This window comes from Sorangium sp. So ce887, assembly GCF_051521455.1.
Lineage (GTDB): Bacteria > Myxococcota_A > Polyangia > Polyangiales > Polyangiaceae > Sorangium.
Window position 1 is genome coordinate 8793931 of record NZ_CP150354.1, and the last position, 13131, is coordinate 8807061.

At 73.3% G+C, this 13131-nt stretch carries 10 protein-coding genes; 3 read left to right on the forward strand and 7 right to left on the reverse strand.

Annotated elements, in window-relative coordinates; all coding sequences use genetic code 11:
- Positions 1-97: 97 nt before the first annotated feature.
- The 7 genes from WMF36_RS32810 to WMF36_RS32840 form a co-directional block, all read right to left on the reverse strand.
- Positions 98-2653, reverse strand: a complete 2556-nt coding sequence (locus WMF36_RS32810) for a tetratricopeptide repeat protein (RefSeq protein ID WP_437574715.1) — start codon at positions 2651-2653, stop codon at positions 98-100.
- An 86-nt stretch (positions 2654-2739) separates the two neighbouring features.
- The gene (locus WMF36_RS32815; RefSeq protein ID WP_437574716.1) at positions 2740-3345 is read right to left on the reverse strand and encodes an MlaC/ttg2D family ABC transporter substrate-binding protein; all 606 of its coding nucleotides are present in this window, start codon (positions 3343-3345) and stop codon (positions 2740-2742) included.
- 231 nt (positions 3346-3576) lie between these two features.
- A complete protein-coding gene (locus tag WMF36_RS32820; RefSeq protein ID WP_437574717.1) occupies positions 3577-5022 on the reverse strand; it encodes a sensor histidine kinase in 1446 nt (481 codons plus the stop codon).
- A complete protein-coding gene (locus WMF36_RS32825; RefSeq protein ID WP_437574718.1) occupies positions 5022-6239 on the reverse strand; it encodes a type II secretion system F family protein in 1218 nt (405 codons plus the stop codon). The genes WMF36_RS32820 and WMF36_RS32825 overlap by 1 nt, the downstream gene beginning before the upstream one ends.
- A 529-nt stretch (positions 6240-6768) precedes the next feature.
- Complete coding sequence (locus WMF36_RS32830; RefSeq protein WP_437574719.1) at positions 6769-6915, reverse strand: hypothetical protein; 147 nt, start codon at positions 6913-6915, stop codon at positions 6769-6771.
- Positions 6916-6954: 39 nt separating this feature from the next.
- Positions 6955-8076 carry an AAA family ATPase gene (locus tag WMF36_RS32835; protein ID WP_437574721.1) on the reverse strand — a complete coding sequence of 374 codons (1122 nt, stop codon included), beginning with the start codon at positions 8074-8076 and terminating at the stop codon, positions 6955-6957.
- 281 nt (positions 8077-8357) lie between these two features.
- Positions 8358-9233 carry a protein-L-isoaspartate O-methyltransferase family protein gene (locus tag WMF36_RS32840; protein WP_437574722.1) on the reverse strand — a complete coding sequence of 292 codons (876 nt, stop codon included), beginning with the start codon at positions 9231-9233 and terminating at the stop codon, positions 8358-8360.
- Positions 9234-9374: 141 nt separating this feature from the next.
- Between WMF36_RS32840 and WMF36_RS32845 the strand changes: the two genes are divergently transcribed.
- The 3 genes from WMF36_RS32845 (at position 9375) to WMF36_RS32855 (ending at position 13130) form a co-directional block, all read left to right on the forward strand.
- A complete protein-coding gene (locus tag WMF36_RS32845; protein ID WP_437574723.1) occupies positions 9375-10517 on the forward strand; it encodes a serine hydrolase domain-containing protein in 1143 nt (380 codons plus the stop codon).
- Between the two features lie 105 nt (positions 10518-10622).
- Positions 10623-12599: an AarF/UbiB family protein gene (locus tag WMF36_RS32850; protein WP_437574724.1), complete on the forward strand. Its 1977-nt coding sequence runs from the start codon at positions 10623-10625 to the stop codon at positions 12597-12599.
- A gap of 9 nt (positions 12600-12608) precedes the next feature.
- Positions 12609-13130: a hypothetical protein gene (locus WMF36_RS32855; RefSeq protein ID WP_437574725.1), complete on the forward strand. Its 522-nt coding sequence runs from the start codon at positions 12609-12611 to the stop codon at positions 13128-13130.
- The last annotated feature ends 1 nt before the right edge of the window (position 13131 follow it).

Sequence of the window (13131 nt, forward strand, 5' to 3'; positions counted from 1 at the left end):
CAGGCGCAGCGCGCGCTGCGCAGGAGATCCGGCTATCACGCGCGCCGAGCACGGGCCAAGCGCGCGGCGGCGCCGGGCGAGCTCCGCGCCGGCACCGTCAGGTGAGCTCGCTGTGGAGCAGCATCTCGTAGAGCTCCGCCTCGGAGTCGCGCCCCTCGGCCCGCGCCCTCCTGGCGAGCCGCGCGAGCACGTCGCGCCGCCGCGGCGCGACCTCCAGACGGGCGGCCTCATCCCCCTCCTCCAGGCGCGCGGAGAGCAGGGCGAGGAGATCGAGATCGCGGCCGAGCCGCTCCAGCACGTCGGCGAGCGCCATCGCCACCCCCTGGTCGGTGGGATCGGCGCGGACCCGATCCGCGAGCCGCTCGGCCAGGAGCTCGTCGTCGACGCCGAACGCGCGGGCCAGCGGCACCTGCCCCTCCGCGAGCGTGACGCTGTTCGGGACGGGCGCCATGTCGGTCGCGGTGTCGCTGCCGTCGAGCGTGGGCATCTCGTCGAGGAGCCCGGAGTCGCCCGGCGCGATCGGCGCGGCGACGGCCGGCGTCCGGGCGACGGGGGCAGGCACGATCGGCGGCGAGGGAGGGGGCGCCGGGGCGATCACCACGGGCTCGGGCGGGAGCGTGCGCCGGCGCGGCACAGCGACGTGGACCTCGATCCGCTGCTCGGTCGCGCGGGGCCGCCGGGCCGGGCTCGACGGCGCCGCGGGCGGGGACGCGATCGGGGGCGCGAGCTCGCCCGAGACGCGGCGGAAGGCGGCGGTGATGGCCGGGTCGCGCGGGCGGAGGCGCAGCGCGAGGCCGAGGTGGCGCTGCGCGGCGAGGAGATCCCCCCGGGAGCGCTCCTCGATCTCGGCGGCCTCGGCGAGCATGGCCGCGACGGCGGCGGGGCCGCCGTCGAGCAGCGAGCCCGCGCGGGCGGATCCGGCGTCGCCGGCGGCGCGGCCCTGCAACGCGAGCTCCACCGCGTCGCGCAGCCGCCCGAGCGCGACCGACGCTCCCCCGAGATCGCCGAGCTCGGCGCACCAGCGGCCCTCGAGCAGCCGCGCCTCCAGCGCCTCCGGCGCGCCGGGCGGGATGGCCCGCACGCGCGCGACCGCCGCGGGGAGATCCCCGGCGATCTCCGCGAGGCCGCGGCCGAGCTCCAGGTCGAGCGCGCTGGCGGGCGCCCCGCTGCGCGCGGCGAGCGCCCGCGCCCGGGCGAGCAGGTCGAGCGCGCGCCTCCCCTCCCCGGCCGCCCGCAGCGAGCGCCCGAGGCCCGCGACAACGTCGGGGCTCTCCGGGGCGTAGCGGAGCGCCCGCTCGAAGAGCACCCGCGCGTCGGCCGCGTGGCCCCGCGCGAGGAAGGCCTCCGCGGCCCCGCGGGAGACGGCGTGGCGCGCCTCGGCCCCGCGCGCCGAGGCCTCGAGGTGCTCGGCGTCGGCGAGCGCGCCGCGCACGTCGGCGACGTCGAGCCGCGCCGCGAGCCGCGCCCAGCGCAGCGCCTCGATCCCGGGCGCGCGCGCGACGCCGAGGTTCAGCGCGTCGAGGCGCACGTCGAGGGCGTCCGCGAGCCTCGCCGCGCGCAGCCAGGCGAGCGCGGCGAGCGGGCCGTACGGCTCCGCGTGCGCGGCGCGCGCGAGCGCCGAGAAGGCGCCGTCGCGATCGCCGACCGCCTCGAGGAGCGCGCCGCCGAGGAGGCCGGCGTCCACGGCGGGCATGGCGTCGACGACGGTCGAGAGCGCCCCCTCGGCGCGCTCGCCGATCACGAGATCGATCCAGGCGAGGCGCGAGGAGATCTCGGGGTGCCGCGGGGCGCGCTCCAGCGCGGCGAGGTAGGCGCGGCGCGCGTCGTCGAGGCCGCCCGCGAGCGCGAGCTCGTCGGCGACGCCCGCGAGCTCGGCCGTCTCGAGCGCCCGGAGCGCGCGGTCGCCCAGCGCCGGAGGCGCCGCATCGAGCGCGCCCTCGGCGCGGAAGCGGCCCGCCTCGGCGACGACCGCCGTCCACTGCACCCCGGCCACGTCGGGCGCCCTCGCGCCGGCGGCGGGCAGGAGCAGGCGGACGATCCGCTCGACCGCGGCGTCCAGCACGATCGCGCCCTCGACGATGCGGCCGTGCGCGCCCGCCATCATCGAGAGCGCCTGGAGCGCGAGCGCGTGCGGCGGCGCCCCGAGGCCGACGCCGCGCGCGCGCTCCGGCAGGAGCCTGAGCGCGCGCTCGCCGGGCGCGACGGCGACGTCGAACGCGAGCGCCGTCTCGCCCGACCGCAGCGCGACGAGCGCGCCCTCCTCGATGGGCGCGATGATCAGCTGCGGCGTGCCGTCACCGAGGAAGCCGCGGAGCCGCGGCGCGGCCCAGCCGGCGAGCTCGGTCCCCTGCGCCTCGACGGCGAGCCGGGCGAGCTGGCCGCGCCGGTGCCGGAAGCGCGCGACCCCGCCGGAGAGGTCGACGGGAAACCGGATCCCGGCGAGCCGCACGACGAGCTCGGTGACGCGGAGCGGACCGAGCGCGAACGGCTCCCCGAGCTCGATCGCGAGCGCCCCCTTGCTGACGGCGAGCCGGAGGACGGGGCGGTCGTCGGGCGGGCGCGGAGCCGCACCGCCGCCGGGCGCGAGCGCGCGGAGCGACGGCGACACGCCCAGCGCGCGCGCCGGCCGGCCGCGCCTCTGTCCAGCAGCCATACCCGCCAAGGGTATCAACCCTGCGGCGATCCAGGCGAGTTAGCGGCGATCACGCCGGGCGAAGCGCGACGTGACGGAACGGGCGCTCAGAGGTCGCCCTTGGCGAGCTTGTCCTTCATTTTCTGGATGAGCACGGGGAACCCATCCTTCTTGATGATCTTCGTGAACTGGGCGCGGTAGCTCCCCACCAGGCTGACGCCCTCGGTGACGATGTCCCGCACGAGCCAGGTGCCGCCCTTCTGGGAGAGCTTGAAGGCGATCTCGACCGGCTCCTCGCGCGCGTCCTTCTTGGAGACGGCCCTCGTCTTGACCGTCATGACGCCGCCGCTCTCGGTCTCGCCTGTGTACTCGATGTTGAAGTCGAGCGTCTTCTTCAGGTTGCGCTCGTAGGCCCTGCGGACGAGCTGCTTGAGCAGATCGCTGAACTGCTTCTTCTCGGCGTCGGTCCGGGCCGCCCACTCGCTGCCGAGCGAGCTCTCTGCCAGCGCCGAGTAGTCGAGCATCTCGTCGAAGACCGAGCCGACCTGCTTCTGGCTCTCGCCCCCTCCCTTCTTCAGGAGGTCGAACAGGACCGTCTGCTTGGCCTTGACGACGTCCGTCGCCGGCCCGGCGTTCGCGAGGCCCACCGGGCCGAGCGTGAGCGCGAGCAGCGAGAACGTCGCCGCGAAGAGATGGGTCATCGTGCGTGTCACGTAGGGTTCTCCTTCTGTGCCTGCGGGCTGCGGGCGAGCCTCGCGTCGCTTGTACGGCTCGCCCTCGGTCCGCGCACTCTTACGTAGTACGAGGCAAGCGGCCTGCCACGTCGGACGAGGGCCACGGCGGCCCGGTGACGTCCTGTCCTGCTCTCCATGAACGCCGCGAAACGACACGGCAATCCGCCGGCGCTGGGCCGCGCTCCAGGGGCAGACGACGGTCTCCGCGGGCTATTCATGCGCGGGAGCGGGCTCCGCGGCCACCTCCCGCTCCCCGGCCGCGGGCGGCCGGTCCGGGACCCGGACCCGGAACGCGGTGCCCTCGCCCTCGCGGCTGTCGACCTCGATGGCGAAGCCGTGATCGTCGAGGATCCGCTTCACCACGGCCAGGCCGATGCCCATGCCGTGCGCGCGGGTCGTGAAGAACGCATCGAAGAGGCTGTCGCGGGCGGCTGCAGGGATGCCTCGCCCCTGGTCGCGGATCTCCAGGAGCCAGGCGCTCGGGTCGCGCCAGAGGCGCACGGTCACGCCCGCCCCCGCCGAGCTCGCCTGGATCGCGTTCCGCACGAGGTTCCAGACGACCTGGCGCATCTGGGCGGCGTCGGCGATCACGGGGGCGGACGGCGGCCCCTCGAAGCGGACCTCGACGTCGCCGCCGCGGCCCGAGCGCGCGGCGAGCACGACGACGTCGCGGGCCGTCGACGAGAGATCCACGCCCTCGAGCGCCGGCACCCGCGGGCGCGACAGATCGAGCATGTCGCCCACGAGGTCGTTCAGGCGCGCCGTCTCGCGCTCGATGATCTCGCAGAGCTTCCGGTCCTCGTCGGAGAGCGTCCCGCCCGTGCGCAGGAGCTCGATCGATCCCGCGATCGAGCCGAGCGGGTTGCGGATCTCGTGGGCCAGCCCCGCGGCGAGGCGGCCCAGCGCCGCGAGACGCTCGGCCTGCTCCGCGCGCGCCGTGGCCTGCACGAGCCGGCCGCCGGTCGCGCGCAGCCGCTCCGCCAGGTAGCTCGCGAGCAGCGTGACCACCACGATCGCGAGCAGGTTGACGAACATGGGGTACCGGAGCTCGCCCCACTGCGTCACGTACGCGCCGGAGGGCTGGTCCGGCGGCACGCCGAGCAGCTGCAGCCCGAGCGCGGCGCACAGCAGGAGGTACGCGGCCGCCCCCGACGCGGCGGCGACGATCGCGCCGGGGAGCCCGAGGAGGATCGCCCCGGTCAGGCAGGTCAGGCCGTAGAGCGACGTGGCGCCGCTCGTCGCCCCGCCGGTGATGTACACGAGCGCGGTCCAGGTGATCTGGTCGGTCACGAGCTGCGCCCTGGCGATCGCGCGGAGGGCGCGCTGCATGCGCAGGAACACCGCGTAGATCCCCGAGACGCCGTACGCCGCGGCGACCGTCACGAGCGCGACGATGCTGGAGAAGCCCCCGGGGGTGAACCCGCGGAGGTACACCGCCGCGGTCACGACGAGGAAGACCGTGAGCACCGCGAGGCGCAGCGCGATGAGCCAGGTGAGCCGGCTCGCGAGCGGCGTCTCGGCGCCGCCGGGAGCGCCGGACGGGAGCGGCGTCGCGACCGGCGAGCCGCGGGCGTCGATCGACGGCCCGGCCTCGACCCGGTCTCGCCGCGCGACGGCCTCGCCGCCCGGGCTCGCCGGCGAGGCCGAGGGCGACATCACTCCGCCTTGATCTTGCCGGCGAGATCGAAGATCGGCAGGTACATCGAGATGAGCACGACGCCGACCATGCCGCCGACGATGACCATGAGGAGCGGCTCGAGCAGCGACGTCAGCGCGGAGACGGCGACGTCGACCTCCTCCTCGTAGAAGTCGGCGATCTTGTTGAGCATCGTGTCGAGCGCGCCGGTCTGCTCGCCGACCGCGACCATCTGCACGACCATGCCGGGGAAGACCTGCATCTCGCCGAGCGGATCGGCCATGTTCTTCCCCTCCGAGATCTTCTGGCGCGAGTACATGAGGCCCTCCTCGACGACGACGTTGCCGGCCGTCTTCGCGACGATGTCGAGCGCGTCGAGGATCGGCACGCCGGAGCCGAGCAGCGTGCCGAGCGTGCGCGAGAACCGCGCCACGGCGATCTTCTGCATGACCGGGCCGAGGATCGGGAGCCGGAGCAGGAGGCGGTGCACCATCCGCTTGCCGCCCGGCGAGCGGTAGAAGTAGGTGGCGCCGACGACCCCGGCCACGGTCAGCACGACGATGAGCGGGAGGTAGGTGACGAACGCCTTCGAGGTCGCGATGACGATCTTCGTGAGCTGCGGGAGCGCGTCCTTCGCCCCGAACTCCGCGAACATGGTCTCGAAGGACGGGATGACGAACGACATCAGCACGATCATGACGCCGATCATGATCACGATGACGGCGATCGGATACGCGAGCGCGCCGCGCACCTGGCGCGCGAGCTTGACGCGCTTCTCGATGTAGATCGCGAGCCGGTTCAGGATGCTGTCGAGGATGCCGCCCACCTCGCCGGCCTGGACGAGGTTGACGAACAGGTCGTCGAAGATCTTGGGGTGGCGCCGGAGCGCGTCGCTGAACGTGGCGCCCTGCTCGACCGTGTTCTTGATGTCACGCAGCGCCGCCTGGAAGACCTTGTTCGGCTCCTGGTTCGACAGGATCTCGAGGCACTGGACCAGCGGGAGGCCCGCGTCGATCATCGTCGCGAACTGGCGGATGAACTTGACGAGGTCCTTGGCCTCGACCCCCGAGCCGAAGCTCAGGTTGAAGCTGAACCGCGCCCCCTTCTTCTTGACCCGGGTCGGGCTCAGCTGCTGAGCGCGGAGCCGGTTCTGCACCGCCGCCTCGTTCTCGGCCTCCATCGTGCCCTTCCGGATCTCTCCGGAGCGGCCGCGCGCCTCCCAAACGAACTCCGCCATAGTGCTTCCGGTCTTCTCCCTGGTCCACGGCGGGCCGAGCCGACGCGCCGGGGCGGCCCCGCCTCCGGGAACGCCAGGATAAAGTTCCGGGTGGTCCAGGGTCAAAGACGGTGGGGCGTTCTCTGATCCAGGGGGCGGGGCGGTGGGGCGACGTGGGCGCAGGGGTCTGGCGCGGGCGCGGGCGCGGGCGCGAACGCGAGCGCGGAACCGGAGGAACGTCGTGCCCAGCAGCACGCGCCGGCACGGCGCTCGGTGCGCCCCGACGTGAACGGATGGCACACATCGTCGCAGTTCGCGCCTGAAAAATGTGCCACCAGGACGCGGAAGCGCGTCGTCTGGACATCGGGATGGGCCATCTGGACATCGAGGTGGGCCATCTGGACATCGAGGTGGGCCATCTGGACATCGAGGTGGGCCATCTGGACAACACAGCCCTCGATACGACCAGGGAGGGCGACGGCCCCGTGGTCGAGGCATCGCAGCACCCGGTCGGAAGCCCGACGATCGCCACGAGGTCGAGGGCGACGCTTCAGCCGCGCTGCACGACCGGCACGAGACGCTCCTGCACCTCGCGCACGAAGCGCGCGAGGCCGCACGCCACGCCGTTGGCTTCGAGGCGCTCGACGGGAACGTCGGCCCAGCGCGCGTCCGCACCTCGCCCCGCGCTCGTCAGCACCGCGAGGACCCGCTTCGCGTCCTTGCGATCCGCTGGGTTCTATCCCTCACCGACGAGGCTCCACAGCTCCCCCGGCCGGAGATATCCGCCGCGCTTTTGCGATGCTGGGTGCTCGTCGAGCCGGCGCAGGGCCGAGCCCCCTTCACGGCCGCGGCTCATCACGAGGACCTCGTCCATACGCAGCTCGTCGAGGAGGAACGGCGAGTGGCTCGTCGCCACGATTTGCAGCTGAGGCGTCGCCTCGAGTACGCCGCGGAGGTGCGCGACGAGCCTGCGCTGCGCTACGGGGTGCAGCGCCTTGTCCAGATCGTCGAGCAGGACGAGGCGCGGCGCGTCGAAGCGCACGACCGTGATGAGGCCGAGGGCGAGCAGCGTCCCCTCGGAGAGCTGACCGGCCGGCACCCACCCCAGCCCTTCCCACTCGACCTCGAAGCGGGCGCCGGTGACCTCGCGCGACTGATCGGCCCAGAAGTCCTGGCCACCGATGGAGATCCGTTGCTTCTCCCGGCGCCGGACGCGGGCGGGGAGCGCGCGGATACGCCGCGCGCCGGGGACGATGGTCGCCAGATCCCGTTCGATCGCGTCCAGGGTTCCGTCACGCAGCCCCTGCAGGTATTGCAACACCGAAGCCAGACCCTCACCGTCGTGTCCGACGCCTGGGATCTCCTCTTCAGAGTAGTGCTCCGCGGCGAGCGTCTCGGCGTGCAGCTTGAGCCGGACGACCGATCCGAGCTTCGCCTCGCGGGGACCTCGAAAGAAGAGCCGTTCTTCCTCCTGGTCGTCGCAGGGCAGAGAGAGCTCCGTCTGCTGCCCTTCCTTGCCGAACCACAGGTGCAACCACTCAGGTTCCGGCTCCTCCTTCGCGGCCCCTGCGCGAAGACCGAACCGCCTGCCGTCCGCCAGGACGGCCTCCAGCTCGAGCTCGGTGGCGTCCGGCTTCGCGACAAGGTCTTCCACCGCGCGTCTGCCCAAGAAGAGCGACCCCGGACGGAGGGTCGCGGACCCGGGCTTCGCGGAGGCAAGCAGGAGCAGGTAGTGCATCCCCTCCAGCACGGTGCTCTTGCCCACGGCGTTCGGGCCGACCAGCACGTTGAGCCGACCGAGAGGCAGCCTCACGTCTCGAAGCAGCTTGAAATTCTTGAAATATGCTTCCGTCAGCATCGCCGCTTCCGCTACTCCGCGATCAGCGCCGGATACAGGAGCCCTCGGGTCTCCCTCTCCACCACCACGGACCCCGGCGCCGGCCGAAGCGAAGCGAGTTCCACCCACCAGGAGTCCGGCCAGGGATCCGGAGAGAGATTTCAACGCAAAGGCGCAAAGGCGCAAAGGCGCAATAAGAACAAATCTCGTTCATTTTGCGACTTTGCGTTCTTGGCGTCTTTGCGTTGAAATCTCTCTCCGCTCGCGAGGCAGATCCCTGGCAGGATTTCTGACCCGCGGTGCTAGGGCTGCCCGCGCTCCGCCACGTAGCGGACCGCGCCGTGCACCTCGCGGAGGAGCGCGCCCTGCCGGCGCTCGACCCGCATGAGCTCCTGGTGGCCCTCCCACGCGCCGACCGGCGCGACAAGGACGCCGCCGTCGGCCAGCCGCTCCTCGAGCGCGGCCGGCGGCTCGGTCAGCGCGTAGGTCACCGCGACCTTCCACGGGCGCTCCGAGAACGGCGTCCGGCCGCGCGCGAGCGCTCGCTCGGCGAGCGAGCGCCCGTCGCCGCACAGCAGCGCGACGCTCGCGCCCTCGTCGGAGGGCCCGGCGCTGCTGCTCGCGAGCGCCTCGTCGTCGCCCCGACGATCCGGCCGCGCGCCGAGGAGCCGCGCCGCGCGCGCGTGCAGGGCAGGGTCGATCTCGATCGAGGTGACGTGCCCGGTCGGGCCCAGGATGCGCCGCGCGAGCGCCGCGCCGTAGCCGGTGCCCGTGCCCAGCTCGAGCACGTGATCGCCCGGCGCGAGGCCGAGCAGGCTGTATGTGAGCAGGTACGCGTGCGGCGCGCTCACGGTCGCGTGCCCGGCACGATCGAGCGGCAATGGCGTGTCGTCCGCAGAGGCCGCGACGTCCTCCGGCAGGACGAAGCGCTCGCGCGGCACGAGCAGGATCGCGTCGAGGTAGCGCGCGGGGAACTCGAAGCGGCGCGCGAGCTCGGTCACGAGCGGCGCTCGCGCGACGCGCCCGGCCTCGGCGAGCTCGACGTCCTGCGCGATGGCGGCGTCGAGCGGCTCGGGGACCTGTGCCCAGCGATCGGGGCGGCGATCGTCGTACCTCGCCGCGAGCGCAGCGAGCGGCGCAACGGCGGCGCGGGAGTCGATGCTCGGGGGAGAAGCCACGGCGAGATCCTGAAGCAGGACCGACCGCACCGCTCGATATTTCGGGGATCTTTCGGGGATTGTTCCGCGTTTCTCCGGGCCCATCCGGCCCACCGCCAGAGCTCGTTTGACAAGGGCGCACGAGCCTCTTCATCCTCGGCCATGGCCCTCGTCGATCTCACGCCGATCGCAGCGATCGCGATCGAAGAGCACCGCGCCGCGCCCTGCGCCTGCGTCGCCGCCGCGGTGCGCACGCGAAACGACGTCCGGTACGGATCCGGCGCCGCAGGACGGCTGTGGTTCGAGGACAGCCCGCCGGCCGGCGCGCGCGGCGCGACGCCGCCCGCGGCGACGGGCGACGCGATCTTCGATCTCGCGTCGGTGACGAAGCCGTTCACCGCGCTCGCGTTCGCCCGGCTCGTTCGCGCCGGCAGGATGAGGCTCGACGAGCCGCTCGGGCAGGTGCTCCCCGAGCTCGCGGGCACGCGATCGGCGCGCGTGCCGCTCGAGCTCCTCGCCGCGCACCGGGCCGGGCTCGAGGCGCACCGCCCGCTCCACCCGCCCGGCGACAGCGCGCCGATCGATCCGCTCCAGGCGCTGCTCGCCTGCGCGGACGCGCGCCGCGAGGCGTGCGCGGGCGCTCCTCCCGACGGCGGGTTCCCGCCGGTGTACAGCGACCTCGGTTACCTGCTCCTCGGCGCCGCGGTCGCGCGGCGCGGCGAGGCCGAGCTCGACGAGATCGTCGCGCGCGAGGTGACCGGCCCCCTCGGGCTCGCGGTCGCGCCGCCGAGCCGGCTCCGGCGCCGCGATCCGCGGTTCGACGAGCGCGTCGTCCCCACCGAGGACGTCGGGTTCCGCGGGGGAATGATCCGCGGCGCGGTGCACGACGACAACGCCTGGACGATCGCGCGCGACGGGATGGCCGGGCACGCGGGCCTCTTCGGCGACGCGATGTCCGTGGCGCGGCTCGGGGTCGCGCTGCTCGAGGCGCTCGCGGGCGAGCGGCCGGAGTGGCTCTCGCGCGACGAGGTCCGGCGGCTGATCGAGCCGCGGCCCGGCGGGTCGCTGCGCGCCGGGTTCGACGGCAAGAGCGGCGAGAGGCCGAGCGCCGGCGCCCGCTTCGGCCCGCGGACCTTCGGCCACCTCGGCTTCACCGGGACGAGCCTCTGGATCGACCCGGACGCCGAGCTCGTCGGCGTGCTGCTCACGAACCGCGTCCACCCGACGCGCGCATCCGACGCGATCCGACGCGCGCGACCCGCCGTCTACGATGCGATCGCGGAGGCCATGGCGCGCGCGCGATGACGCGCGATGACGCGAGGAGACGCGAGGAGACGCGAGGAGGCGATGGCGCGCCGCATCGAGCCCGCGTTTTCGCGGGCTGACGCCGAGCGATGCTAGGCTGCCGCGGTGTCACACGGCGCCGCCTCCGAACCGCTGGGCCCGTCCTCCGGGTCGCTTCGCTCGCCCGCCGAGCCCGCGCGCGCGCCCGGCGAGCTGCGCCCCGGCGCGGTGGAGCTCGATCCCGACAGCGCGCCGAGGCCGCTCGACAGCGCCGACAGCGCGCCGAGGCTGCTCGACGGCGCGGACGATACGTTGCCGTCCAGCGGCGCACTCAGAGCGCCGAGGCCGCCCGGCAGCGCGCCGGGGCCGTTCGATGGCGCAGGCGCTGCTCCGCCGTCCGCCGCGCTCCATCCGGCGCAGCGCCCCGAAGCGCAGCCCCGCTCGTTCCGGCAGAACGCCGCGCAGAGCGGCCGCTTCATCCGCGCCTACCTGACGACGTTCACCGTCATCGCGAGCTACCTCTGGTTCTTCTTCCTGCGCCGCCTCTTCGGCGACGCGTGGGCGCAGAGCCGCGTGGACGAGGTCCACGCGAGCAACGCTCGGCGCATCGAGCGCACGATCGTCGAGCTCCAGGGCCTCTTCATCAAGGTCGGCCAGATGCTCAGCATCATGGCGAACTTCCTCCCCGCGACGCTGCGCGCGGGGCTCGAGGGGCTGCAGGACCAGGTGCCGCCGCGGCCCTACGAGGAGATCGAGCAGCGCATCGCCGAGGAGCTCGGGCGCCCCATCGACAAGGTCTTCGCCCGCTTCCACAAGGAGCCGCTCGCGAGCGCCTCGCTCGGCCAGGTGCACGAGGCGTGGCTCATGGACGGCACGCGCGTCGCCGTGAAGGTGCAGCACCGCGACATCGACGAGATCGTCCGCCTCGACCTGCTCACCATCCGCCGCATCATGGCGATCGTCGCGAAGTTCGTCCCCGTGCAGGGGCTCGACGCCTACTACCACCAGATCCGCTCGATGATCCTGGAGGAGCTCGACTTCGTGCGCGAGGCCAGGAACATCGTGCGCATCGCCGACAACTTCGCGAAGCAGCCGCAGGTCCAGTTCCCCAGGCCGATCGAGCCCTACTGCACGCGGCGCGTGATGACGACGACGTTCGTCGAGGGCATCAAGGTGGGCGACGTCGCGGCGCTCGACGCGCACGGCATCGACCGCAAGGCGCTCGCCCGGCACATCGTGCAGGTCTTCTGCCAGCAGATCTTCATCGACGGCGTCTACCACGCGGATCCGCACCCGGGGAACATGCTGGTCGGGCCGCGCGGGGAGCTCATCCTGCTCGACTTCGGCGCGGTCGCCGAGCTCTCGCAGGAGATGCGCGAGGGCATCCCCGAGTTCCTCGAGGCCGTGATCCGCCGCGACACCGAGGGGATCATCAAGGCGCTGCGCAAGATGCGCTTCTTCTCGCGGCGGGACGCCGTCGACATCAGCGAGAAGGTCGTCGAGTTCTTCCACCAGCGCTTCCAGGACGAGGTGAAGCTCGAGTCGTTCAACCTGAAGGACATCAAGCTCGATCCGCAGAAGGGCATCGAGAGCCTGATCGACCTCAGGCGCATGAACATCGGCCTGAAGGAGCTCTCCGCCGCGTTCCACGTGCCGCGCGACTTCGTGCTGCTCGAGCGCACCCTCCTGCTGCTCACCGGGGTCTGCACGCAGCTCGATCCGGACCTCAACCCCATGGATGTCGTGCGCCCGTACCTGCAGGACTTCGTCCTCGGCAGCCGCGACTGGGCCAAGATCGCCCTCGAGGCGGCGAAGGACATGGGGATCAAGGCGCTGACGATCCCGGACGACCTGCGCAAGTACCTCACGCGCGCCAACCGCGGCGAGGCCGAGGTGAAGGTCCGGGGCCTCGCCCAGGCCGCGTCGCTGGTCTATACGGGGGTGCGCCAGCTCGTCTACGCGGCGCTCGCGATCGCGGCGGGCTTCGCGGGGCTACAGCTCTACCTGGCTGGCCACGCGGCGCTCGCGCGCTATTGCCTCTACGGCGCCGCGGCGGCCGGGGCGCTGCTCGCTGGGAGCATCCTGTTCACGAACCGAGGTTGACGACACGCCATGAGCTCGATCGATCTGTCGCAGTACGAGGCCGAGGTCGCGGCCGCCGAGGCCGAGGTCACGCGGATCAGGGCGGCGAACGCGGAGCTCGCCGAGGAGCACCGCGGCGATCGGGCGCACGGCGCGCACGAGATCCTGCGCCGCGGCGCGGCGTCGCTCGCCGCCGCGCGGGACCGCCTGGAGGCGGCGCGCGTGGCGCTGAAGCTCGCGGAGACGACCGGCTCGCCGCACGGGCTGCTCGCGCGCGAGGGGTTCGTCCTGGGCTCGGTGGCCGTCGCCATCCCCGCCGGCACGACGAGCGGCGAGCGGGTCCGGCTCATCGAGGAGGCGCTGGCGGCCGAGCTCACGGGCGCGGCGCGCGACGTCGGGGTGGTGCTCGCCGCCCCGGCGGAGCGCTACACGCGGGAGCGACCCGGGCGCGACGCGGAGGGGCGCACCGTCCTCGACGTCTGCGGGCACGTGGAGGGCGACGTGCTGATGCCCGCCATCTCCAGGAACGCCAAGAACGCGCGCAGGAGCTGAG

Excerpts from the sequence above, each read along its gene's own strand:
- WMF36_RS32810 (WP_437574715.1), bottom strand. The coding sequence starts at position 2,653 with ATGGCTGCTGGACAGAGGCGCGGCCGGCCGGCGCGCGCGCTGGGCGTG.
- WMF36_RS32820 (WP_437574717.1), bottom strand. The coding sequence starts at position 5,022 with ATGTCGCCCTCGGCCTCGCCGGCGAGCCCGGGCGGCGAGGCCGTCGCG.
- WMF36_RS32825 (WP_437574718.1), bottom strand. The coding sequence starts at position 6,239 with ATGGCGGAGTTCGTTTGGGAGGCGCGCGGCCGCTCCGGAGAGATCCGG.
- WMF36_RS32835 (WP_437574721.1), bottom strand. The coding sequence starts at position 8,076 with ATGCTGACGGAAGCATATTTCAAGAATTTCAAGCTGCTTCGAGACGTG.
- WMF36_RS32845 (WP_437574723.1), top strand. The coding sequence starts at position 9,375 with ATGGCCCTCGTCGATCTCACGCCGATCGCAGCGATCGCGATCGAAGAG.
- WMF36_RS32855 (WP_437574725.1), top strand. The coding sequence starts at position 12,609 with ATGAGCTCGATCGATCTGTCGCAGTACGAGGCCGAGGTCGCGGCCGCC.